This window comes from Streptococcus mitis, assembly GCF_022137125.1.
GTDB lineage: Bacteria > Bacillota > Bacilli > Lactobacillales > Streptococcaceae > Streptococcus > Streptococcus mitis_CE.
The window spans coordinates 41,761-66,506 of sequence record NZ_JAKNEQ010000008.1; the positions used below are offsets into that span (position 1 = coordinate 41,761).

Annotated in this window: 21 protein-coding genes and 2 pseudogenes; 8 read left to right on the forward strand and 15 right to left on the reverse strand. The window is 41.3% G+C overall.

Translation table 11 applies throughout. The features are described 5' to 3' along the window. Positions 1 to 13: 13 nt before the first annotated feature. The 7 genes from L0P31_RS07885 (at position 14) to L0P31_RS07915 (ending at position 9,412) form a co-directional block, all read left to right on the forward strand. On the forward strand, positions 14 to 3,739 hold the full coding sequence (locus L0P31_RS07885) for a phosphoribosylformylglycinamidine synthase (RefSeq protein WP_049502329.1): 3,726 nt from the start codon (positions 14 to 16) through the stop codon (positions 3,737 to 3,739). Positions 3,740 to 3,751: 12 nt separating this feature from the next. Next, a complete protein-coding gene (gene purF / locus L0P31_RS07890) occupies positions 3,752 to 5,194 on the forward strand; it encodes an amidophosphoribosyltransferase (protein WP_049502328.1) in 1,443 nt (480 codons plus the stop codon). A gap of 217 nt (positions 5,195 to 5,411) precedes the next feature. Further along, positions 5,412 to 6,434, forward strand: a complete 1,023-nt coding sequence (purM, locus tag L0P31_RS07895; RefSeq protein WP_020903301.1) for a phosphoribosylformylglycinamidine cyclo-ligase — start codon at positions 5,412 to 5,414, stop codon at positions 6,432 to 6,434. Further along, positions 6,431 to 6,982: a phosphoribosylglycinamide formyltransferase gene (purN, locus tag L0P31_RS07900; protein ID WP_023947406.1), complete on the forward strand. Its 552-nt coding sequence runs from the start codon at positions 6,431 to 6,433 to the stop codon at positions 6,980 to 6,982. The genes purM and purN overlap by 4 nt, the downstream gene beginning before the upstream one ends. 44 nt (positions 6,983 to 7,026) lie before the next feature. After that, positions 7,027 to 7,491 (forward strand): GNAT family N-acetyltransferase, encoded by a 465-nt coding sequence (locus L0P31_RS07905; protein ID WP_238096409.1) that lies wholly within the window; start codon positions 7,027 to 7,029, stop codon positions 7,489 to 7,491. Position 7,492: 1 nt separating this feature from the next. Beyond that, positions 7,493 to 9,040, forward strand: a complete 1,548-nt coding sequence (gene purH / locus L0P31_RS07910) for a bifunctional phosphoribosylaminoimidazolecarboxamide formyltransferase/IMP cyclohydrolase (RefSeq protein WP_238096411.1) — start codon at positions 7,493 to 7,495, stop codon at positions 9,038 to 9,040. A 78-nt stretch (positions 9,041 to 9,118) separates the two neighbouring features. Next, a complete protein-coding gene (locus tag L0P31_RS07915; RefSeq protein ID WP_238096413.1) occupies positions 9,119 to 9,412 on the forward strand; it encodes a hypothetical protein in 294 nt (97 codons plus the stop codon). Positions 9,413 to 9,573: 161 nt separating this feature from the next. Here L0P31_RS07915 and L0P31_RS07920 read toward each other — a convergent pair whose 3' ends face one another. The 4 genes from L0P31_RS07920 to L0P31_RS07940 all read right to left on the reverse strand — a co-directional run bounded on the left by L0P31_RS07920 (position 9,574) and on the right by L0P31_RS07940 (position 12,186). Next, complete coding sequence (locus L0P31_RS07920; protein WP_001291569.1) at positions 9,574 to 10,791, reverse strand: tyrosine-type recombinase/integrase; 1,218 nt, start codon at positions 10,789 to 10,791, stop codon at positions 9,574 to 9,576. An 81-nt stretch (positions 10,792 to 10,872) separates the two neighbouring features. Then, the gene (locus tag L0P31_RS07925) at positions 10,873 to 11,076 is read right to left on the reverse strand and encodes an excisionase (protein ID WP_075227091.1); all 204 of its coding nucleotides are present in this window, start codon (positions 11,074 to 11,076) and stop codon (positions 10,873 to 10,875) included. Positions 11,077 to 11,536: 460 nt separating this feature from the next. Continuing rightward, positions 11,537 to 11,767 (reverse strand): helix-turn-helix domain-containing protein, encoded by a 231-nt coding sequence (locus L0P31_RS07935; RefSeq protein ID WP_000857133.1) that lies wholly within the window; start codon positions 11,765 to 11,767, stop codon positions 11,537 to 11,539. Beyond that, complete coding sequence (locus L0P31_RS07940) at positions 11,764 to 12,186, reverse strand: sigma-70 family RNA polymerase sigma factor (RefSeq protein ID WP_000804885.1); 423 nt, start codon at positions 12,184 to 12,186, stop codon at positions 11,764 to 11,766. The genes L0P31_RS07935 and L0P31_RS07940 overlap by 4 nt, the downstream gene beginning before the upstream one ends. 504 nt (positions 12,187 to 12,690) lie before the next feature. Here L0P31_RS07940 and L0P31_RS07945 point away from each other — a divergent pair. Further along, positions 12,691 to 13,044 (forward strand): helix-turn-helix transcriptional regulator, encoded by a 354-nt coding sequence (locus tag L0P31_RS07945; protein ID WP_001227347.1) that lies wholly within the window; start codon positions 12,691 to 12,693, stop codon positions 13,042 to 13,044. A gap of 59 nt (positions 13,045 to 13,103) precedes the next feature. On the opposite strand, the gene L0P31_RS07950 is transcribed toward L0P31_RS07945, so the two are convergent. The 11 genes and pseudogenes from L0P31_RS07950 to mobT form a co-directional block, all read right to left on the reverse strand. Beyond that, positions 13,104 to 13,271, reverse strand: a complete 168-nt coding sequence (locus L0P31_RS07950; protein WP_000336323.1) for a cysteine-rich KTR domain-containing protein — start codon at positions 13,269 to 13,271, stop codon at positions 13,104 to 13,106. A gap of 118 nt (positions 13,272 to 13,389) precedes the next feature. Further along, positions 13,390 to 15,309, reverse strand: coding sequence for a tetracycline resistance ribosomal protection protein Tet(M) (gene tet(M), locus L0P31_RS07955; protein WP_238096415.1), 1,920 nt, complete (start codon positions 15,307 to 15,309; stop codon positions 13,390 to 13,392). Between the two features lie 15 nt (positions 15,310 to 15,324). After that, positions 15,325 to 15,372 (reverse strand): annotated as a pseudogene (locus L0P31_RS09475) (hypothetical protein); the annotation flags it as partial. A gap of 313 nt (positions 15,373 to 15,685) precedes the next feature. Beyond that, positions 15,686 to 16,621 (reverse strand): conjugal transfer protein, encoded by a 936-nt coding sequence (locus L0P31_RS07965; protein WP_001224320.1) that lies wholly within the window; start codon positions 16,619 to 16,621, stop codon positions 15,686 to 15,688. Next, on the reverse strand, positions 16,618 to 17,619 hold the full coding sequence (locus tag L0P31_RS07970) for a bifunctional lytic transglycosylase/C40 family peptidase (RefSeq protein WP_000769868.1): 1,002 nt from the start codon (positions 17,617 to 17,619) through the stop codon (positions 16,618 to 16,620). Before L0P31_RS07970 ends, L0P31_RS07965 begins: the two co-directional genes overlap by 4 nt. Next, positions 17,616 to 19,793, reverse strand: a complete 2,178-nt coding sequence (locus L0P31_RS07975; RefSeq protein ID WP_064276871.1) for a CD3337/EF1877 family mobilome membrane protein — start codon at positions 19,791 to 19,793, stop codon at positions 17,616 to 17,618. The genes L0P31_RS07970 and L0P31_RS07975 overlap by 4 nt, the downstream gene beginning before the upstream one ends. A 2-nt stretch (positions 19,794 to 19,795) precedes the next feature. After that, the gene (tcpF, locus tag L0P31_RS07980) at positions 19,796 to 22,243 is read right to left on the reverse strand and encodes a conjugal transfer ATPase TcpF (protein WP_002368314.1); all 2,448 of its coding nucleotides are present in this window, start codon (positions 22,241 to 22,243) and stop codon (positions 19,796 to 19,798) included. Beyond that, positions 22,227 to 22,619, reverse strand: coding sequence for a conjugal transfer protein (locus L0P31_RS07985; protein ID WP_025186755.1), 393 nt, complete (start codon positions 22,617 to 22,619; stop codon positions 22,227 to 22,229). Before L0P31_RS07985 ends, tcpF begins: the two co-directional genes overlap by 17 nt. Before the next feature lie 13 nt (positions 22,620 to 22,632). Further along, positions 22,633 to 23,130 (reverse strand): antirestriction protein ArdA, encoded by a 498-nt coding sequence (locus L0P31_RS07990; RefSeq protein WP_002368312.1) that lies wholly within the window; start codon positions 23,128 to 23,130, stop codon positions 22,633 to 22,635. Positions 23,131 to 23,246: 116 nt separating this feature from the next. Beyond that, positions 23,247 to 23,468, reverse strand: a complete 222-nt coding sequence (locus L0P31_RS07995) for a hypothetical protein (protein ID WP_001009056.1) — start codon at positions 23,466 to 23,468, stop codon at positions 23,247 to 23,249. A 42-nt stretch (positions 23,469 to 23,510) separates the two neighbouring features. Next, a pseudogene (gene mobT / locus L0P31_RS08000) lies at positions 23,511 to 24,715 on the reverse strand (MobT family relaxase). Between the last annotated feature and the right edge of the window lie 31 nt (positions 24,716 to 24,746).

The following is a 24,746-nucleotide window of genomic DNA, read 5'->3' on the forward strand; positions in this document are numbered from 1 at the left end:
GGAATAAGGATTGATGGATAAACGTATTTTTGTTGAGAAAAAGGCTGATTTTCAGGTCAAGTCAGAGAGTTTGGTGAGAGAACTCCAGCATAACTTGGGACTTTCAACTTTGAAAAGTATTCGCATTGTGCAAGTCTATGATGTATTTGACTTGGCAGAGGGTTTGTTTGCACCTGCAGAGAAGCACATCTTCTCTGAGCAGGTGACGGATCATGTCTTGGACGAAGCGGCTGTGCAGGCGAATCTGGCTAACTATGCTTTCTTTGCCATTGAAAGTCTGCCAGGGCAATTTGATCAACGTGCGGCTTCTTCACAGGAAGCCTTGCTTTTGCTGGGAAGTTCGAGTGACGTGACGGTCAATACCGCTCAACTTTACTTGGTCAATAAAGATATTGATGCGACTGAGTTAGAAGCGGTCAAGAACTACTTGCTCAATCCAGTTGATTCTCGTTTCAAAGACATCACGACAGGGATTGCCAAGCAGGAATTTTCAGAGTCAGACAAGACCATTCCGAAATTGACTTTCTTTGAAAGCTATACAGCAGAAGACTTTGCCCGCTACAAGGCCGAGCAAGGGATGGCTATGGAAGTGGATGATTTGCTCTTTATCCAAGACTATTTCAAATCAATCGGGCGCGTGCCAACTGAGACGGAACTCAAGGTTTTGGACACTTATTGGTCTGACCATTGCCGTCACACGACTTTCGAGACAGAGTTGAAACATATTGATTTTTCCGCATCGAAATTCCAAAAGCAATTGCAGGCGACTTATGACAAGTATATTGCCATGCGTGAAGAGTTGGGGCGTTCGGAAAAACCACAGACCTTGATGGATATGGCGACTATTTTCGGTCGTTATGAGCGTGCTAATGGACGTTTGGACGATATGGAGGTGTCTGACGAAATCAATGCCTGCTCGGTTGAAATCGAAGTAGACGTTGATGGTGTCAAGGAACCTTGGCTCCTTATGTTCAAGAATGAAACTCACAACCACCCAACGGAAATCGAACCATTTGGTGGGGCTGCTACTTGTATCGGTGGAGCCATTCGTGACCCATTGTCAGGGCGTTCTTATGTCTACCAAGCTATGCGTATCTCAGGTGCTGGAGATATTACAGCACCGATTTCGGAAACTCGCGCTGGGAAATTGCCACAACAGGTCATTTCGAAAACAGCGGCTCATGGTTATTCTTCATATGGGAACCAGATTGGTCTGGCGACGACTTATGTTCGTGAGTACTTCCACCCAGGTTTCGTTGCTAAGCGTATGGAGTTAGGCGCAGTTGTCGGTGCGGCTCCAAAGGGCAATGTTGTTCGTGAAAAACCGGAAGCCGGTGATGTGATTATCTTGCTCGGTGGTAAGACTGGACGTGATGGTGTAGGGGGTGCAACGGGATCTTCTAAGGTTCAAACAGTTGAGTCTGTAGAGACTGCTGGAGCTGAGGTACAAAAAGGGAATGCCATCGAAGAACGCAAGATTCAACGCCTTTTCCGTAATGGCGATGTGACTCGTCTTATCAAGAAATCCAACGACTTTGGTGCTGGTGGTGTCTGTGTAGCTATCGGTGAATTGGCAGACGGCCTTGAAATCGATCTTAATAAAGTGCCTCTTAAATACCAAGGCTTGAATGGTACCGAAATTGCAATCTCTGAATCACAAGAACGGATGGCGGTCGTGGTTCGTCCTGAAGATGTGGATGCCTTCGTTGCCGAATGTAACAAAGAAAATATTGACGCTGTTGTTGTTGCGACAGTAACTGAAAAACCAAATTTAGTCATGCACTGGAATGGTGAAACCATTGTCGACTTGGAACGTCGTTTCCTTGATACAAATGGTGTGCGCGTGGTCGTCGATGCTAAGGTTGTGGATAAGGATGTCAAGCTTCCAGAAGAACGTCAAACATCTGCTAACACACTTGAAGCAGATACTCTTGAGGTTCTATCTGACTTGAACCACGCTAGTCAAAAAGGCTTGCAAACCATCTTTGATTGCTCTGTTGGTCGTTCAACGGTCAATCACCCACTTGGCGGTCGCTACCAACTCACACCAACTGAGGCTTCTGTGCAGAAATTGCCTGTACAACACGGTGTGACTCATACTGCGTCAGTCATGGCTCAAGGATTCAACCCATATGTAGCTGAATGGTCTCCATACCACGGTGCTGCCTATGCGGTTATCGAAGCAACTGCTCGTTTGGTGGCTGCTGGTGCAAACTGGTCTAAGGCTCGTTTCTCATACCAAGAGTATTTCGAGCGCATGGACAAACAAGCTGAGCGTTTTGGTCAGCCAGTAGCAGCTCTTCTAGGCTCTATCGAAGCACAAATCCAACTTGGCTTGCCATCTATCGGTGGTAAGGACTCCATGTCTGGTACCTTTGAAGAATTGACAGTTCCGCCAACCTTAGTTGCCTTTGGGGTGACGACGGCGGATAGCCGTAAGGTGCTTTCTCCTGAGTTCAAAGCTGCTGGTGAAAACATCTACTACATCCCAGGTCAAGCCCTCTCTGCAGAGATTGATTTTGACTTGATTAAGTCTAACTTTGCTCAGTTTGAATCCCTTAAAAAGGCTCACAAAGTGACATCTGCTTCAGCTGTTAAATACGGTGGTGTGGTTGAAAGTTTAGCTCTTGCTACCTTTGGAAATCATATCGGTGCAGAGGTAATCTTGCCTGAACTTGAAATGGCTTTGACAGCTCAATTAGGCGGATTTGTCTTCACCTCTCCCGAAGAAATTGCTGGAGTAGAGAAAATCGGTCAAACAAGTGCAGGCTTTACACTGGCTGTCAACGGTGTGAAGCTAGATGGACACAAGCTTGACAGTGCTTTCCAAGGAAAACTAGAAGAAGTTTATCCAACAGAATTTGCTCAAGCCAAAGAACTGGCTGAAGTTCCAGCTGTCGCTTCTGACGTAATCATCCAAGCTAAAGAAAGAGTTGAAAAACCTGTGGTTTACATCCCAGTCTTCCCAGGAACCAACTCAGAATATGACTCAGCCAAGGCCTTCGAAAAAGAAGGTGCCGAGGTTAACTTGGTGCCATTCGTGACCTTGAATGAAGAAGCCATTGTCAAGTCAGTTGAAAACATGGTTGACAACATCGGCAAGGCTAACATCCTCTTCTTTGCAGGTGGTTTCTCAGCTGCGGATGAACCAGATGGTTCAGCCAAGTTTATCGTCAACATCCTCCTCAATGAAAAAGTGCGTGCGGCTATTGATAGCTTTATCGCTCGTGGTGGCTTGATTATCGGCATCTGTAATGGATTCCAGGCCTTGGTCAAATCAGGTCTTCTTCCATACGGAAACTTCGAGGATGCCAATAGTACTAGCCCAACCCTCTTCTACAATGATGCTAATCAGCACGTGGCTAAGATGGTGGAAACTCGGATTGCCAATACCAACTCACCATGGTTGACTGGTGTGCAAGTGGGCGATATCCATGCTATTCCTGTTTCGCACGGTGAAGGGAAGTTTGTCGTGACGGCTGAGGAATTTGCGGAGCTCCGTGACAATGGACAAATTTTCAGCCAATATGTTGACTTTGACGGAAAACCAAGCATGGATTCTAAGTACAATCCAAATGGTTCTGTTCATGCCATTGAAGGAATTACTAGCAATAACGGCCAAATCATCGGTAAGATGGGACACTCAGAACGTTATGAAGACGGTCTTTTCCAAAACATCCCAGGAAATAAAGACCAGCACCTATTCGCGTCAGCGGTGCGTTATTTCACAGGGAAATAAAAGGTATATAAAATGACATACGAAGTAAAATCTCTTAATGAAGAATGTGGTGTTTTCGGTATCTGGGGTCATCCAGATGCTGCCAAATTGACCTATTTTGGTCTACACAGTCTTCAGCACCGTGGTCAGGAGGGGGCAGGAATCCTCTCCAATGACCAAGGGAAACTAAAGCGCCATCGTGACATGGGCCTTTTATCAGAAGTATTCAGAAATCCTGCTAATTTGGATAAATTGACAGGAACTGGTGCGATTGGACATGTACGTTATGCGACTGCTGGCGAAGCTTCTGTAGATAATATCCAGCCCTTCCTCTTCCGTTTTCATGATATGCAGTTTGGCTTGGCTCATAATGGAAACTTGACCAATGCGGCCTCTCTCAAGAAAGAATTGGAAGATAGAGGAGCGATTTTCAGCGCGACTTCGGACTCGGAAATCTTGGCTCATCTCATTCGTCGCAGCCATAATCCGAACTTGATGGGCAAAATCAAGGAAGCGCTCAGCCTTGTCAAAGGTGGCTTTGCTTATATCCTGTTGTTTGAGGATAAGTTGATTGCTGCCCTTGATCCTAATGGCTTCCGTCCGCTTTCAATCGGGAAAATGGCTAATGGAGCGGTGGTTGTTTCCTCTGAAACCTGCGCTTTTGAAGTCATTGGTGCTGAGTGGATTCGTGATTTGAAGCCAGGTGAGATTGTGATCATTGATGACAAGGGCATCCAGTATGATAGCTATACAGATGAAACCCAGTTGGCGATTTGCTCTATGGAGTATATCTACTTTGCTCGCCCTGATTCTAACATCCATGGCGTTAATGTCCATACAGCTCGCAAGCGTATGGGAGCGCAATTAGCGCGTGAATTCAAGCATGAAGCGGATATAGTAGTTGGTGTGCCCAATTCTTCCCTCAGCGCGGCTATGGGATTTGCAGAAGAATCTGGTCTGCCAAATGAAATGGGACTTATCAAGAACCAATACACCCAACGCACCTTTATCCAGCCGACTCAAGAATTGCGGGAGCAAGGTGTGCGGATGAAACTGTCTGCCGTTTCGGGTGTTGTCAAAGGCAAACGTGTGGTCATGGTGGATGATTCCATTGTTCGTGGGACAACTTCTCGTCGCATTGTTCAGCTTTTGAAAGAAGCAGGTGCGACTGAGGTTCACGTTGCTATCGGTAGTCCAGCGCTGGCTTATCCATGTTTCTACGGGATTGATATCCAGACCCGTCAGGAGCTGATTGCGGCCAATCATACGGTTGAAGAAACGCGTCAAATCATTGGTGCGGACAGTCTGACTTATCTGTCTGTTGAAGGTTTGATTGAATCGATTGGGATTGAAACGGATGCGCCGAACGGTGGTCTCTGTGTCGCTTACTTTGACGGTGACTACCCAACACCTCTCTATGACTACGAAGAGGACTACCGTCGAAGTTTGGAAGAAAAGACTAGTTTTTACAAGTAGGCGGCAGATTCTCCATTAAAGAAAAGGAAAAAACAAATGACAAATAAAAATGCATATGCTTCACGTCTCACTACTGACTAAAAGCTAAAGCATTTGTCAGTAGACGCTTTGTCCTATGGGACCAAAGCTAGAGACCTGACTAGTATTTTTAGATAAAATAATTGTTTATCTAAAAATACGTCGCAGTCTTTTCCAAAAAAAGAAAAGGAAAAATAAAATGGCAAATAAAAATGCGTACGCTCAATCTGGTGTGGATGTTGAAGCGGGTTATGAAGTTGTTGAACGGATTAAAAAGCACGTGGCTCGTACGGAGCGTGCAGGTGTCATGGGAGCTCTTGGTGGCTTTGGTGGTATGTTTGACCTTTCAAAGACTGGGGTTAAAGAGCCTGTCTTGATTTCAGGGACTGACGGTGTCGGAACCAAGCTCATGTTGGCTATCAAGTACGACAAGCACGATACAATCGGTCAGGACTGTGTGGCCATGTGCGTCAATGACATCATCGCTGCAGGTGCGGAGCCCCTCTATTTCCTCGACTATGTGGCGACAGGGAAGAATGAACCAGCTAAGCTAGAACAAGTAGTTGCTGGTGTGGCAGAGGGGTGTGTGCAGGCAGGCGCTGCCCTCATCGGTGGAGAAACAGCTGAAATGCCTGGTATGTACGGCGAAGACGACTACGATTTGGCTGGTTTTGCGGTCGGTGTGGCTGAAAAATCTCAAATCATTGACGGTTCAAAGGTGGCAGAAGGAGATATTCTTCTCGGACTTGCTTCAAGTGGGATTCATTCCAATGGTTACTCTCTTGTCCGTCGTGTCTTTGCGGATTACACAGGTGAGGAAATCTTGCCAGAATTGGAAGGCAAGCAACTCAAGGAAGTTCTTCTTGAGCCAACTCGTATCTATGTCAAGGCTGTCTTACCACTCATAAAGGAAGGGTTGGTCAACGGCATTGCCCATATCACAGGTGGTGGCTTTATCGAAAATGTCCCTCGTATGTTTGCGGATGACCTAGCTGCTGAAATTGATGAAAGCAAAGTTCCAGTGCTTCCGATTTTCAAAGCCCTTGAGAAATACGGTCAGATCAAACACGAAGAAATGTTTGAAATCTTCAATATGGGTGTGGGACTTATGCTAGCAGTTAGCCCTGAAAATGTAAGTCGTATCAAGGAATTGTTGGATGAACCAGTCTATGAAATTGGTCGTATCGTCAAGAAAGAAAACGAAAGTGTCATCATCAAATGAAAAAAATAGCGGTTTTTGCCTCTGGTAATGGCTCAAATTTTCAGGTGATAGCGGAACAATTTCCAGTAGAGTTTGTCTTTTCAGACCATCGTGACGCCTATGTGCTCGAACGTGCAGACAAGCTCGGCGTTCTGTCCTATGCTTTTGAACTCAAGGAGTTTGACAACAAGGCAGACTACGAAGCAGCCCTTGTCGAACTCTTGGAAGAGCACCAGATTGACTGGGTTTGTCTAGCAGGCTACATGAAAATTGTTGGGCCTACTTTACTAGCAGCTTATGAAGGTCGGATTATCAACATTCATCCAGCCTACTTGCCAGAATTTCCAGGAGCTCATGGGATTGAGGATGCTTGGAATGCTGACGTGGATCAGTCTGGTGTGACCATTCACTGGGTGGATTCGGGTGTGGATACAGGAAAGGTTATCAAACAAGTGCGTGTGCCACGGCTGGCTGATGATACGATTGAAAGTTTTGAAACTCGGATTCATGAGGCAGAGTACAAGTTGTATCCAGAGGTTCTGGATAGCTTGGGAGTTGCACGAAAATAAGATCGAAGTCAAGTTTTGATTGCGCAATCTTGCTGGGAGAAAAAATGATTGAACTGAAATTAGTAGATGAGAGCAGTTTTCAGGCAGTGCTGGATTTGAAAATATCTGAAGCTGATGAACGAGCACGTTTCGTGTCTCCAAATGTACGCTCTTTAGCTGACGCATGGCTCTACCGAGAGAATGGGGATGTGTTTCCAATGGCAATTTATTGGAATGAACTTGTGGTTGGCTTTCTCCTGCTGGAAATAGACAAGGATGAAGCGGAATACTTTATCTGGCGGATAATGATTGGTCAGCAGTACCAAGGAAGAGGTTATGGTCGAAAAGCCTTGGAAGTTCTAATCAAAGAGGCTCAGATGGATAGAGTCTGCAGTCATATTGTTGCAGATTATGTGGTTGGAAATGAAAAAATGAAGCACCTGCTGACTAGTCTTGGTTTTCAGGAAACAGGATTTATAGAAGAAAATAACGAAGTCGCTATGCGCTTGGACTTAAAGAAAGAGGAATAGAATGACGAAAAAAGCCTTAATCAGCGTCTCAGACAAAGCGGGCATTGTTGAATTTGCCCAAGAACTTAAAAAACTTGGTTGGGATATTATCTCGACAGGTGGGACAAAGGTTGCCCTTGACAATGCTGGGGTGGAGACCATTGCGATCGATGATGTGACGGGCTTCCCAGAGATGATGGATGGCCGTGTTAAGACCCTTCATCCAAATATCCACGGTGGGCTCCTCGCTCGTCGAGACTTGGATAGCCACCTGGAAGCGGCCAAAGACAATCAAATCGAGCTCATTGACCTTGTAGTGGTTAATCTCTATCCCTTTAAAGAAACGATTCTCAAACCAGATGTAACTTACGCTGATGCAGTTGAAAACATCGATATTGGTGGGCCATCTATGCTTCGCTCGGCAGCGAAGAATCATGCCAGCGTAACAGTTGTTGTAGACCCAGAGGATTATGCTGTGATTCTTGACGAATTGTCAGCAAACGGTGAAACAACTTACGAAACTCGACAACGTTTGGCAGCCAAGGTTTTCCGTCACACAGCAGCTTATGATGCCTTGATTGCAGAGTATTTCACATCTCAAGTCGGCGAGATCAAGCCTGAAAAGTTGACTTTGACTTATGACCTCAAACAAGCTATGCGTTATGGGGAAAATCCTCAACAGGATGCGGACTTCTACCAAAAAGCCTTGCCGACTGACTATTCTATTGCATCAGCGAAACAGCTCAACGGGAAAGAATTGTCATTTAACAATATCCGCGATGCGGATGCAGCTATTCGTATTATCCGTGACTTCAAAGACCGTCCAACCGTTGTAGCTCTCAAACACATGAACCCATGTGGAATCGGTCAAGCTGATGATATCGAAACAGCTTGGGATTACGCTTATGAGTCTGATCCAGTGTCTATCTTTGGTGGTATCGTTGTTCTTAACCGTGAGGTGGATGCTGTGACAGCTGAGAAGATGCACGGCGTTTTCCTTGAAATCATCATTGCACCAAGCTATACGGATGAAGCGCTAGCCATTTTGACCAACAAAAAGAAAAATCTGCGTATCCTTGCCCTGCCATTTGACGCTCAAGAAGCCAGTGAAGTGGAAGCAGAATACACAGGTGTTGTCGGTGGACTTCTGGTGCAAAACCAAGATGTGGTCAAGGAAAGCCCAGCCGATTGGCAAGTGGTGACCAAACGCCAACCAACTGAGACAGAAGCGACAGCTCTTGAGTTCGCTTGGAAAGCTATTAAATACGTCAAATCAAACGGGATCATCGTGACCAACGACCACATGACACTTGGTGTCGGCCCTGGGCAAACCAATCGTGTAGCTTCCGTCCGCATCGCTATTGATCAAGCTAAAGACCGCCTTGACGGTGCTGTCCTTGCTTCGGATGCCTTCTTCCCATTTGCGGATAACGTGGAAGAAATCGCCAAAGCAGGAATCAAGGCCATCATCCAACCAGGTGGGTCTGTGCGTGACCAAGAGTCTATCGAAGCCGCTGACAAATACGGCTTGACTATGGTCTTCACAGGAGTGAGACATTTTAGACATTAAGAGAAAAAAATTCCATCTGAAATGATGGAATTTTGCTATAATATAGACAAAATAATCAGAGGGATTAAAGGTGTTACAATGGCTGAGTTAGTTTATACATATATAGAAAAAATGGATACTGGTATAAAAAACAGCGAGATATCTTTTTCGGAGGAACATAAGTTTAGAATGAAAGAAAGGACTTTGTTTTATGTAGAGAATAAAAACAAAAGGTTTTTTGGTGAAAAAATATCTAACTTATCATTACTTGTTGGGAAAAATGGTATAGGTAAAAGTAGTATATTAGATTTAATTTCTTTTTCGAATAAAAATACCAATTTACGAAGAGGAAGAAATAGTTATTTTAACATTTTTATTAAAAACAAAACATAGATTTCTAATTATCCTTTTAAATCTCATTAAATGCTCGCAAATCCTTATTCTAAAGGGCTTCGAGCATTTTTACTGTTGGAAGATACTTCACGTTTCCTTATATATTTCCTCATGAATTGACTGTCAGAAGTGGTAAATTAGTAGTAAATTCATCTGTACTACTAAGCAACAAGACGTTCCTGCTGTTTCTTTTTTTCCAAGCGGTTCATCTCTGCCATAGCAGAATCGAATGTAGCATGTGCGTAATAGTTCAGCGTCATGTTTATATTCGCATGCCCCATAATGTACTGCAATGCTTTTGGGTTCATTCCTGCATTTGCATAGTTAGTGCAGAACGTATGACGCAAAATGTGTGGAGTGATATGGGGTAGCTTATCCTCATGATATTTATTGTATTTCTTGACAAGGTTTTTCAACATACCATTGTAATCACTTGCCACTTTAGGATAGTCTTTCCCATTGAGAAAAAGGAAATTACTATAACCATCAATCACAACACATTTACGGTTCTTCCGATTCGCCAGCACTCGCTGAAACGCTTGATAGGCTTCTTCAACCATAGGAACTTGTCGTTCGCCACTTTTAGTCTTGGGAGTTTCAATGTAGTATCCATTTTCAGTATCTCGTAGTAACTGATGGTCTACCTTGACAAGACGATTTTCAAAATCCAAATCTGGAAGTGTCAGACCGCCAAACTCTGAAATACGAAGACCCGTTTTTAAGAGTATCAGGATTTCATCATAATTCTTGCTGTAGGTCTTATCAGCTTTCGCAAAGGATAACAGCTTTTCTTCCTGCTCCGTTGTCAATGCGACTTTAGGAACAGTATCATCATCAATGACGGTATTTAGCTGGAAGTCAAAGGGATTCTTCCGAACACAATCGTCTTCAATCGCAATATAGAATGAAGCCCTTAAAGAACGCTTATAGTTATTGATGGTTTGATAAGCATATCCATCTTCACTCATTCTAATCGCCCATTCTTTAGCGTCAGACGGTTTAATGCTGTCTATGCTCCTTGCACCTAACTTGTCCTTTGTCAAAATATCCATCAGATATTTCCGTCCAGTTTGCGTGCCTTTCTTCACATTGGGTCTTTGAGCATTCTGCTTTGCGTAAAGCTGACAAAGTGTCATTTTCTTTCCTACAACATCAATGCCATCATGAATGTCTTTCAGTAGCTCCGCAACTTTTTCCCGAAGAGGAACACAATCACGCTTTCCTGCTGGTACTCTGTCTGTAGCCACCAGTTTCCATGAGTAGATAAATTGCGGTTCTCCAAATGAATCTACATATTTATATAAGTATCTTCCGTCTTTTCGTTGGCTCTCCCCAGTCTTTAAAATGCGACCTTTATTGTCACGTCTTTTCTCTGACATGGCTTTCGCTCCTTTCCAAAATGGAAAGAGCCTTGATACGACTTAATGCTATTTTATCATATCCAAGACCCTTTGGCGACGCTAGATTGCGTCCAATTTATCAATAATTTTTTCAAACTGTTTTCGCTTTATCTGAATACGATTGCCATTCATAATCAGCCAATTTGCATTTTTATTTTCCTCTGCCAAGCGTCGTAGCTTGTTTTCGCCAATACGAAAATATTTTGACGCTTCTTCAATGGTTAGGGTATAACGTTCCCAAATAGGAATGTCAGTCTGCTTCATAAAATCCTCCTTTCCAAATCACTTATTTGGATTTCATAAAAGTTGTTTTACCAGCAATCGAACAGCTTTAGCAAAGCTCACGGGAGTTCCACCCCTGCATGGTTCTCATGTAGCCATACTCATTGCCTGCGACGGTTTTATCACGCTCGGACTATTGACTGTATGGGAGTATCATTATCACGATAAGAATGTCGTTGCAGGCAATCCTGCTAAAGATTGCTTCTCGGATCACTAACATGAATCGCTCGCTATCTTTATAAGATAGGTCATGGCGGTTAGTTCCGTTGGCTCTTTTCTTATCGAAACGTATTCGATTACTTTTATTCAGTTTTCAAAGAACAATGGCTCGTTAGCCTATCAAAACACATTGAAAGCTCAATATGCTTTGGTGGAATAACAAACCTCCCTGTTCGGGAAGCGTGGAATGGTTTAGCACGCTTCCACGAAAGGAGAGAGGATATTACTTAATTTCAAATGACAAAATCTTTGTAATCAGTCTGGTTTCCATTCTTCCACGTAAGACTTCATCAACGACCATACTTTGATTGCCATATTCATCTTTCATAAGTCGTAGGGAACGCTTCGTTATGTACCCTCTGTAATGATGTAGAATCTGGTTAATCGCTTCGGTATCGCCATCTGTTGCCTTTACAATGAGAGGAAAGGGAATCATAGGATATTGTGTTTTCATTCTTCAAATTCCTCCATAAACTTTTTAATTAAGGCTAGTCCACTGGTTCTATGCCGATAGACAGTAGAACGGTTCAATTTCAACAGGTCTGCAATTTCTGAATCGCTCATGTCCATAAAGTAAAACAGCAGTAGAATTTCACGTTTCTTGTCTGGCAACTCACGTAATGCTTCACTCAACAAATCATTTTCAACGCCTACTGATAACCCATTGAGTGTAAAAATCTGAAAGTCAGTTGAATAGTTATCTGTTGTCGCAAACTGGCTAACAAGATAATCGCCAACATCCGAAAAGGACACCTCACGCTTTGCAATCCTTGAAAGATAAAGCATATAATTCTTTCGCTCGTCTTCCATAGCACGTTTACAGATATAGTCAAACTGATTTTCTATTGTGGTCTGAAAAGAAGATGGTTTCATGTTTCTCACCCCCTTTCTGTCTAGGAAAGGAAGTGAGCCTTGCTCGTTTATCTCCTTTCACTCTTAGTCCCAATGTGAAAGGGGGATTTGTTGCATTACTGATAAATAAACTTTGTAAAAAAGTTCTGAATAGCCAAAAAAGCATATAAACAGATTTATTTCTCTGTTTACATGCTTCTGTTATTCTATCTATATGATTTATAAAACCACATTGGTGGACGTACTTATCTATTGCAGATAGACGACTTTTTTTGACAAGAACCCAATGTAAGGAAATTTATTGTATATGATGTACTTCATGGCGACGTTGACCTCCAACAAACCGCCATTTGGAAGTAATATACAATATTTTAACAGCGTAAATAGCACTACCATATAACGGTTTTTTTTATTGGCGTTTAGTAGTGCTTTTTATTAAATATAAACCTATAAACCATATAACACGTTTTTCTATACCTGTTTTTAATTCAGTAGGAACAATAAAATGTATAGAGGTGGTCTACTATGCGTAAAAAAGAAGATAAATATGATTTTAGAGCCTTTGGTTTAGCCATTAAAGAAGCTCGATTGAAACGAGGTTTAACTCGTGAACAAGTGGGAGCATTGATTGAAATTGACCCACGGTACTTAACTAATATTGAAAATAAAGGGCAACACCCCAGCATACAAGTTCTTTATGACCTTGTATCGTTACTTCATGTTTCCGTTGATGAATTTTTCTTACCTGCTAATAACTTGGTAAAAAGCACCCGACGATTACAGATAGAGAAATACATGGATAGCTTTACAGACAAAGAACTATCCTTAATGGAATCTTTAGCCAGCGGTATCAACGAAGCAAGAAACATCGAAGACTAATTAAAAGAATCCATACATAACGGAAAGAGCCGATAAAATGAGATTGTATTAATCTCATTTTATCGGCTCTGCGTCTTTGCGTCTGGCTCTGTAATCACAGTTACTTTGAACTGCTTTATTTCAATTAAATTTTCTTGTCTGCATTTCGGACAATAGAGGGGGAATTTTTTTAATTCAGTATCTTCCCTTATCTTTAATCGTGTTTTATTTCCACATACAGGACACAATATCCACTTGTAGTTTATAATAACTATCTCCTCCTTTACACTTTAATTCAAATCTTTATTAAAAAATATTTCATCTTATTTAACAAGAAACCATATTTATATAACAACATAAAATACACTAAGTTATTTTATTGAACATATATCGTACTTTATCTATCCGACTATTTGGACGACGGGGCTGGCAAACAGGTTCACCGGTAGTAACATGGTACCCTTTTAACTCTGTTAAACAAACACTACGTCCATTTGTAAAGAAAGTTAAATCACTACGATATTCTTGAATACACCGAGCAGGGATTTCTCCACTAAGAATGACCTCATTATTTTTCAATTGAGTGTCTACGATGTTCGCACAATATTTAGGAGCATCGTTGTATGCTCGTGAAAGATATTCCTGTGGCGCATAAATTTTAAAACTAAGATATGGCTCTAACAATTCTGTTCCAGCTTTTTTTAAGACTTGTTCCAATACAATAGGAGCAAGCATCCGAAAATCTGCTGGGGTACTAACAGGGCTATAGTATAAGCCATACTTAAAACAGATTTTACAGTCCGTCACATTCCAACCATATAATCCTTGTTCGCAACCATAGCGTATCCCTTCCATAACTGCATTTTGAAATGATTGATTTAAGTATCCAAGAGAAACCGAGCTCTCATACTGCATTCCACTTCCCAACGGAAGCGGTGATACAGATAAACCAATGGAAGCCCAGAAAGGATTTGGCGGCACTTCGATGTGAATGGTATATTCTGCATTTTTTAACGGTCTCTCCATATAAATGACTGTAGGCTCTTTTAGTTCTATCTCCACATGATACTTTTCTTGCAACAGTGCACTAATCACTTCCATTTGTACTTTCCCTAAGAAAGAAAGTATAATTTCATGTGTCGTAGAATCCACGTAATATCGTAGAAGCGGATCACTATCTGAGATTTCCAAAAGGGCATCAAGCAACATTTCTCTCTGTTCAGGTTTACTCGGTTCAACAGTTGTTTGTAGTAGAGGGTGCGGATTTTCAATCTTTTTTCTCTGTGGCAATAGTTTTGTATCTCCAAGAACACTATTTAACTTCAAAAACTCATTTTGCAAAATAACAATTTCCCCGGAATAAGCCTTATCGATTTTACATAATTCACCATTTATTGAAGTATACATTTCTGTAATTTTTATTTTTTCCTTTTCCGATATTCTAACCGAATCTCGCAAATGCAGTACGCCACTATAAAGACGTATATATGCAAGACGCTGTCTTTTTTCCGAATACTCAATTTTGAAAACATTTCCGCAAAGTTCAGACGGACCTCGATGTGTTGATGAATAAAATTTATTCGTAATCACTTCTATAAGGTTATCAATCCCTATATTGTTTTTTGCACTTCCGTGATAAACAGGGAACAGGGAACAATTATGAAATCTTATGCTTTCCTCTTGTTCGAGTTCCAATGCTTCTAATGATTTACCGGACATATATTTCTCTAAAAGGTCATCGTTTCCCTCTATTACCGTATCCCATTGTTCAGATTCGGTAAAGTTCGTCACACACATATTAGGATACAGTTCTACCTTCTGTTTGATTACAATTTCGGCAGAAAGTTTCTCTTTAATATCCTGATAAACCGTTGATAAATCAATTCCATTTTGGTCAATCTTATTGATAAAAAAGATTGTGGGAATCCCCATTTTCCTAAGTGCATGAAATAATATACGAGTTTGTGCTTGTACGCCATCTTTTGCAGAAATCAGTAGAATTGCCCCATCTAAAACTGATAATGAACGATATACTTCTGCTAAGAAATCCATATGTCCTGGCGTGTCTATGATGTTCACCTTCGTATTTTCCCACTGAAAAGAGGTTATTCCTGTCTGAATTGTAATTCCTCTCTGACGTTCTAAAAGCGTATTATCCGTCCTCGTTGTACCTTTGTCCACGCTTCCTAATTCTGTAATCGCTCCACTGTTATATAATAAGCTTTCTGTTAAGGTAGTTTTTCCCGCATCAACATGAGCTAAAACTCCAATATTAATAATTTTCATGTGATTTTCCTCCATTCAAAAGCCCAAAAGGGCATAAAAATCCCAGTGATAAATACTCTTATCACTGGGATTTTTATGCATAACCATAGGCATACAAAGCATACAGATATTCTCCGGATACTTTAGAATCACATGATAAAGGTATTCTTAAACTGGGTACAAAAAACTAAGCCCTCCTAAAAAAGGACATCCAATTATTTGTTCCCACTATCAAATTGACAGTTTATTTAAGAATACCTTGCCGCATATTTATTAACTCCTTTTAAATAGATACTTAAATAATAGCACGTAAGAGCATATTTGTCAAGGAATCTCCAATTTTTTATCAAAGAGAGTACGTGATTACAAAATAGCTGTAATAATGTACCAATATTTGTTATTCTATAATCTTCCAATTACTCCCGTTCTTTTCAAGTACCAAATCAAATTGAGATACCTGCGTTGCTTTGGTCTGCTGGTCGATATACTCCACTGTCAGCGATACCGTGACTTGATTATCCTTACGATTGTGAATAGGATTTACCAGTTCTTGAAAGATGTACTCTTTTCCGATTGGTTTTAATATCCCGTCATTCACATAGTAGGAAAGTTCACTGGCTGTCGCTGTAGGATAGAGCTTGAAGAACGTCGTTAAAAACTCATTGATTTCATTGGTTGTAATGGAATCAACCGTCCCCTCACTTTCAATGGCTTTTGGTTTATAACTTGATTTCTTAGGTATGTTGGTAATGGTCGGATTCTTAACCAGTACCATATTTCCAGAACCATCTACATAGACACTCACTATATAAGCAGAGTGGACGGTCTTTGTATTTTCTCCCTCTGTAATGAGCTGGTCTACACTGTAGGTTACATTAAACTCATTGTCGCCAGTTGGCTCTACCGTCCATATCTGAAATCCTCTTACAGAAGACGATACAGGAATATCTTTGCGTACTGTATCAACATTGAGAGCTTGAAGTTCATCTGTCAGATAGCCTTTTAGACTTTCCATTCGATTATCAATGGACTTATCGGATTGCTCCCATGAATAGTAGACTTTCGCAAAGTTCTCTACAAAATTTTCTACATGATGAGTATCAACGTATTCCTTTTCTATGATAGTTGTTTCGTGAATAGTATGAGTATCTATAGCTGTAAAGTGCTTGAATATCGCAAAGCTGAAACTAAGCCCTAAAAGTACCCACAAGGCAATCACAACCTTTTTATGAGGATTGACCTTATAGTAGACACGAGGTTTCTTTTCCTTTGGTATCTGTTTTTCTTTATTCTGATTTTTTCTAAATTTCATCATTAAATCTTCCTTTCTCATTGTTTGATTCGTCCTGCTCCCACTAAATGCTGTTGCCAGTAGGGGCTTGTTAAGTCGGCATAACCGATTGGGTCGCCTGCATGAAACATACGGTTATTGCCAAGGTATATCCCAACATGAGTAATATAAGAGCCAGCGTTATAGGTAGAATGAAAGAAAACCAAATCGCCAGCTTGTGCTTCCGATAGTGGGATATGCTGGGTCACATCATATTGCTGTTGTGCGGTTCGTGGTAAGTTAATTCCAGCTTTTCCATACGTCCATTGTGTCAGTCCGCTACAATCAAAAGAAGTAGTCGGGGAAGCTCCACCGTAAACGTATCGCCAGCCCTCATATTTCAGTGCTTCGTCCATGATGGCTTGTACCGTATCATCATCAAACTCTGTTGTGACAAGATACTGCGTTACCAGTTGCACATAAAACATATTGCCATAGTTGTATCGCCAGCCCCCATTGATAGGTATGGCTATGGGATTGGGGTAAGACACTTTTTCGCCACCTGAATACTCTTTTGAGAAACTTTGAGCCAGTTCAAAGGTATATTTATTTCCACGATTAGCCACATACCCTAAGAAACCACCACCATAATTGTAGGACTGGATAACCGATTCTAAATCTACACTGAGCCTTTCGCTACTGGCTAATAATTCACTGAAATACTTCACACCTTGCTTAATGGATTCTTCTGTACTCAATGAATTAGGTGGAAGACCGAGGGATTCCGAGGACTGCATAACATCTTCCGCAGTACCGCCCGATTCCACCTGTATAATCGCAAGAAGTATGTTGACATATTCTTCAACGCCATATTCTTTGGCATATTTTTCTACCATAGGCTTATGAGCCAGCACTTCTGCGGAAACATTCACACCTCCATAATGAATATTGGAAATTCCGCTGTCCTGTTCATCTGAAAATAAAATGGCAACAAACAGAAGCAGTGAGAAGACCATCAAGAATAATCCAGAACCACCAATCACTAAAGTTTTCAACTTCATGGTTTCTTACCGACTTTCTTAATGGTGGCGGTTTTGATTGGTGGTCTACTTCTTGTATTTTGTAGTGGTACTCTTTGAACAGTAGACGGACGTTCTTTTGTGATTGGACGTTGTGAAGTTCTATCTGCTGTAGTGGTTGAAGTTGCTGGCTTTTGAACGGTTTTTTCTTGAACGGTATTGCCTTGGCGTTCCACTTTTGGACTTGAAAAATCGGACTTAACTGCTGGACGCTCTTGTTTGGCTTGTTGAGATTCCTTATATGAAGTCTGAATATTAGACTGTTTTGAGGTCTGTTCATCATGATATTGTTCTTGTCTTGTAGTCGGTCTTTCATGAACAGAAGAAGCAGGCTGTTTTTTCTGTTTGACCTGTTCCATTTCAGAGCGACGCTTCGCAATGGTTTTTCGCCTTTGTTCCTGCTGTTCCTTGCGTCCACTGGCTCTGTCCGCTTTGGTTTGAGAAATACTACTGGTTAAATCACGGACATTCTCTTTTACTTTGGATTTTCCTTGATATACTGCATATCTTGCATTGGTCGGCAAATCTTTAACCTGTTCTTTCAAACCACTAGCAGTGTCTACCATTCTGTCTTTGGTATCAGCTACTGTACCGATGGTTTGACCGATACGTTTTCCAAGTGTTGATTTTTCCTTTCCGTCTGGTCGGGAGTGATCTGCTTGTGTCCTTGCAGAACTCCCCGAACCCGACTGTCCTTTTTTACCTGTAACAATGGCAGACCCAGCCCCTAGAGTAGTCATGGAACGTCCAAGTTTCCGCTGTAGACGGTGCATGTGAGCGTGCATAAGCATACGAGGTTTTCTCATCACACGACTTCCCACACTTTGAGAATCGTTACTCTGTAGAGAAAACATACTCATTAAATCGCCCAGCTTGAAGTAGATTCCTGCAAAGGTCACAATCTGTAGAAAAGCAATCAAAAAGAACGGATAACCAGCCGATAAGGTATAGAGCATGGTTGAAATACTAAATGCTGTCGTAATAATCAATGTGATTCCAGCTCGTGTCAAAATGGTATTAAAGAGCTTTGTTATGGCTCGTTTTGACATACCATCAAATGATGGAATCATGCTTAAAATAAAGCTCACAGGCAGAAACATAGCATAGATGATAAAAAGTACCTGCGAGAAAATCATGATTCCTGTTAATAGGAATACAAATATGGAAATCCCAATATTGAAGACAAATAGGAAGAAGACTGTACCTAAACGGTTAATGGTCTTTGTAATGGTTAGATTGGTATTGCTTCTGTCTTCAATTTCTTCCGCAACAATTTTTTCTCTGTCTTCGCCATTGTTGGAATCTGGGCTGGTGGAGAGCAGGCTTTCCACACGGTCAATACCGATACTTTCAATGTCTGAACTGTTGTATTGAAGCAGTAGCCACGGTTGCTGAACCTGTATGGAAAACAGGCTATCTCTGATTAAGTCCACGCTGTCCTTGCCTTGACTATCGGAATGGGGCATGACAATCTTCGTGCCAAGTGATAAACTGGCATTACTGATGTCTGATGAAAAATCATTGATTTTTTTAATGTAGTCGGGAGCGTAGGCAATAAAGGAAGCTGATAGGATAAATACCATGACAAAGTTCACAATGGCATGAATCGCTTTTGTAGTTTCTCTTTTTATCAGTCCTGTATAGGCAACATAAACCCCAAGAACCAAAATCAAGAGTAAGAGGAATCCAACATAGAATCCCTCTGTTGATAGTCCGCTAGGCGTAACTCCTGCAAGGGTCTGCATATTCTTGCCAATGGAATCTGCTGTAGCAGAAATGAAGTCAAGGGAATAGGCTTCTTGAACTAAGTAGCCAGTCGCATTGGAAACATAAAGACTGATTGTCCAAATAAAATTGGTAATGGCATATAAGCCATACATGACTTGTTTTCCAATTCCGTCCGACCAGTTCCACGGTAGCCAGCCCCAGCTATTATCAACATAAAAATCCAGTTGATAGTTTTCAAGTGGGTATCGGCTGTACTCATTTGCCACATTGATTGTATCATCTACCAAGCCCGCAGCTTGAACCACTGTTCCCATCATGGCTAAAAGAAAAATGGCAATCACAAGTGTGAAAGCCACTGTCATTGCCACTTTACCTAGACGCTTCAGCGTCCAGTTTGATTTTATTCTGTTTAATATTGATGGTTTCACATTTACACCTCTTTTCGCACAGGCGGTCTGGTATCAAAGGCATGGAGCAGTTCTTCAAATACAGGGTGGAACTGTATCACACCGACACGACCATATAAATCACTGATAAGGCACTGTCCATTTTCCAAATCACGCAATCGCTTCTGATTATTTTCGTCCTCTGGGTCAACGCCGAAAAAGGCAAGGGTCTTTTTAATCTCGTTAAGGTCAGTAGAGCGGAACGCAAATTTCAAACCAAGATTATTTTTCAGCTTTTCATCTAAAAGGTCATCTGTATTCTGGGTCACGAAATATACCCCAGCGTTCATAGCACGTCCAGCACGAACCAGTTTCATAGACAGTGTTTTACCTTGTGCCACCTGTAAGAAGCTCCACGCTTCGTCTAAGTCAACAATTTTAAAAATGCTTCTGTCTGTATGGATAAAGTCTAACGCAAAGGTACTAATGACAATCAGCATTGCCACCGATAGTAACTCCATTGTGGTATATTCCTCAAAGGAGGTTTCTTTATCGGGAAGTACCAAGTCGGCAACCTGTATGATGTTCAGTTGTTTTTCAAGACTGATAGACTGCTCCACATATCCATCACTAAAGAGCAGATGTGCAAAGTCATAGTCTGTAAAACTTTCGATATGGTCGGCTATGCTGGTGCTTATTTGAGTTCCCTCAACCCGTAATTCCTCAATCACTTTCAGAAGACCTCGCACTTCACTATTAGTTACAGCACGAATGGCTTTTCGTAGAACAGGGAAACGGTCAGAATCTCGTGATGAAATCCCCGTAAGGAACGTCAAAATGTCGATTGCCAGTGATTCAGAATCTTTGGGATTTTTCATAATCACGTAAGGGTCAAGTAAGCCTTTATTTTTCTCATCAGAAGTCAGATTGACAATATTAATTTCGTGAGCGATTTCTGGCAAGGTTTCTTTCCATCTGCCACGTTCCGCTTTCGGGTCAACAATCACTGCTTGTGCCCCATAAAGCACTGCATAATAGACGATAAGGTTATTCGCAAAGGATTTTCCACCGCCTAGCGAACCTACAAAGGCAGACGCTAATGCATTGGTTACTGAACCCTTAACCCCTTGACTGGCAAGAGCAGGTTTGAGGTAGACATTGCGTCCTGTATCTAAGCTATAGCCAACATAAATACCCTCATTTTCGCCAAGCATTTGAGTAGCACCGAAACCAAGTCCAGCTAAGAAATCAGAGGTTACATACTGAATATAGTCATTCATATAACGCTTGCTTGATGGTAAAAATTCTTCATGTAAGCCCAGCATATCTCCAAATGGTCGTACCAACTTGACACTTAAATCGTCATAAAAATCTTTCACTTCATTACAACGACGTTTCAATTCGTCCAAGTCATTTGCGGAAACACGCACCACATAAGAGAGCTTATACATGGATTCCTTGCTTTGGTCTAAATTATTTTCCAGCTCATTGACACTTTCCAGAGCTTCCGCCACATTAGAGCTGGTTTCGTTATCACTTTGCCATGCGTGGTTATCTAGGTCTTTTAGTTCTTTCTTTTTATTACGAACGGTGCTTAGTGCTTTACGGTTTGCCACGATTTCCACATTCATAGAAGTATCAATCGGGAATGTAAATTGCTGTTGCTGGTAGTAGAAGATTTCAGAGGACGGAAAGTCCAATTCGCCGACAATGCTGTTGATGGTAAAGTACGCCACATAGACGGTTTCGTCTTCCTGTTGAATTTTTAGGTATCGCTGTTTTTCTTCCACCAGACAACGGGTCGGTTTAATAAGGTCATAATATTTAATCAGCGTTTCATTATCCAGCTTCTTCTTTGATAGATGGTACTCATAATCTTCATAAGCTGTACCTGTCTGTCCATAAAGATGTTCAATCAGATAGCCGAAGTCGTCCTTATCCAGTCTACGGATTTTGAAACGACGAGAGATTTTATTTTCCAAGAGCTTTTCCATCTTCTGAAAACGCAGGATTTCATCATTACTCATGCTGACAAAATCGCCCATTAGCTTATGGTTCACATCATAGACAAAATCAGACAAAGCATTTTTGGCTTCAACGGTAAGACTTTTCATAGAAAACTCTTGATCGTTGAGAAGCAACTTAAAGCCGATAAAGAAGCGGTAGTCCACTTGATTTTCGCCAATCATGGATATTAAAGCGTCTGTCTGTTGGTCGATTTTGTCATAGGCAATTACTTTGAGTTTGCCAGTTACTTCCTCTTTGGAACGTTCTTGTGCAGAACGTATGCTGGATTCTGTACTGATTTGTAGAGCATGAATCTTGCCATCACGATTTTGTGCGATAAGCTGTCTGAAAGAATCATGCACTTGTATTTTCTGTTCTGGACTTAGGAATGAGTAATTGTAAGGAATAAGCTCATAATAGGCGTAACATTCGCCATCTTTATTCCAGACCAGATTATTTTCAATGTATTTAATTGGATATGCCATAAAATTCACTCCTAACTGTCGTAATGGCTTCTTGTGGCTGGTTTCTGCCAAGGGTTACTTTTTTCCCTGCATAGGTCAGCTTTGGTCGCAGTGCATAAGCAATGACAGACTTCAAAAATCCATAAGGCTTTTTACCATCAAAGGTTTTTGTAGACATAAACCATGTGAAAGCCACAGGAATTCCAAAATATTTGAGAAATGCTCCCTCAATCATGGAAAGAGGTGGCAAGTTGCCAAGTATCATAACCGCAAACAGTGATACGACAAACCACGTCATTTGCGTAAAGGTTATGGGAAACGGAAGTCTAAAATCGTTGATGGAGTACAGCACTTTCTCAACAGACCAAATACTGGTATAGCTTCGTATTTTCTTCATAGAATCAATCCTTTCAATAGACGATTTCAAAAATCCCATAATTGGTTGTGATAAAAGTTCCCGAAATTTCTAAATCACGACCATAGGATTCGTAATCAATATAGTTTTGAAGACTGGTTGGCACTTCGCCCAATACTCCAGTTTCTTCAATGTAGTAACGTGCGACATCTGCCATATCATCACAATCCGAGTGAATGATAATATCCTCTTGATGTTCGCTTAGTTCCTCAATACTTGAAAAATGAGTGAGCAGAGCAGATAGCTCGGATTGTAGTTCCTCTGGCAACTCCGATACCATTTCCCATAGGCGATTGAGTTCGCCAATAGAAGTGTATTCGTCAACCGTAAAGGGTAACTCATAATCGTGAATGGCGTATTCCTCGTATTCATCATTCAAGCCGATTTTCTCTTTGACTTCTTCAAAATCAATGGGAAAGGTAAACCAAGCACCGACTAATTCTCCTTCATTGTATTTACCTAAGTTGGCAATATAGACTTGCATATCGTCCATGTGTTCACGTCCTTTCTTTGTAGAGATTCAAAAATCCCTACCGCACTTCGTTTGGTGTACCATTCCTTTGCGGAACATAAGAAAACCACTTATATTCCACAAAAGAACGGTTTTATTTAAGCACCAATAATGCGATTGAATAGCTCTAGTAAAATGTCTTTTACTCCAGCAGCGTTGAAGACTAAGCCAACCGCAATAATCGCAATAATTAAAAAGCCAATCAGTTTGCTAAACTCACGCTTGAAGCCAAGATACAAGCCAATCACAACGATTGCTAAAAGCACCAGTGATTGAGCATTTGATAGAAACCAGTTATAAAGGTTTTGTCCAAAATTCATAAAAATGTTCTCCTTTCTGTATGCAGTGAATTTGTATTTAAGTTATTTTTTTGTCGTTATCACGTCCTGTTCTTTTACCGACTGTTGCTTTAAAATCTGCTTGTGTCGGTCTGTCAGTTTCGCATGGTCGAGAATGTCTTTCACAACCTGCGTCTGGTTAATTTCATCAAGTGTAATAGCAACCTTTAAGGTCGGGGCGACTTGATGAGATAGCCAGTTTAGTGTCCTTTGGAAAGAGTAAGGCTCTGGTTTTGTGGTTAGCTTTAATCGTTCACGATTGTTTCCAATAAACCATGCCCATTCTTCATTGAGTTTCCAATCGGAACGTGCTTTTGAATCGTCCTTATCCACAAAGCGGATATACCGATTGATAATCTTAAAAGCTGTATGCTCTGGATTATCATAGACAAGTAAATCACGTACTGCATAATAGGCACGCTCATTTTTTAGTCGGATTTCAAAACGGTTTTTAACCTCTGCGTCTTCAATGGGAATATCATTTTTCTTGTACTGCTCATAGTCCTTTTCATAGATACAGAAATAGACTTCGCTTTGTAATGAACCGATATAAAGCGTGTTTCCCATACATTCCTTTTCATCTTTGCGTACCAGTTCGCCACTGCGATAGCTCTTGAAACTGCGGAACACCGAAATACACTCTTCCTGTAGGCATTTTTCCGTCAGTGTGGGAATATTCAAAATCCCTGTTTTATCGTTGATGGCAAGGTCAAGGCGTTTCATCACGCCACCAGCCACCAAAGCGTCCATAAAGAACTCATACCAGCTTCTTTGTTGTGCTAGAAGATAGCTTTCAAATTGTCTGCACCCACGACCTTTTAATTCCACCAGAACACCTTTGTCTATCTCATGAGAGCAGAGAACGAATATATCGCCTAAGGCATAATGTTCTGAATAAGAATAAAAGCCATAGTCTTCATGAAGAAAATAGGAAAGTTTCAATTGCAATATTTCTTCAACCACATGCTGTACGTCCATTGTGGGAAAGCGAATCCTTACATAGTCAAAGAGCATTTCAAGTGGGGCATCGGGATTGAAGCGTTCCAGAGTTTCCCAAAGGGATTGTTGCAACTCGTCTGATGGCTTAACCTTGCCAGTTTCAATGTCGCTAAGATATTGCCTTGTAATGCCTGTAGCAATAGCCAGTCGGTTTTGAGATAGCCCATAAGCCAACCGTTTTTCCTTTAAATGCTGTATCAAAGTTTGTTCATTCAGTTAAATCCCTCCAATTAAAAAAGGTATGTCAACTATTGAAGCTCA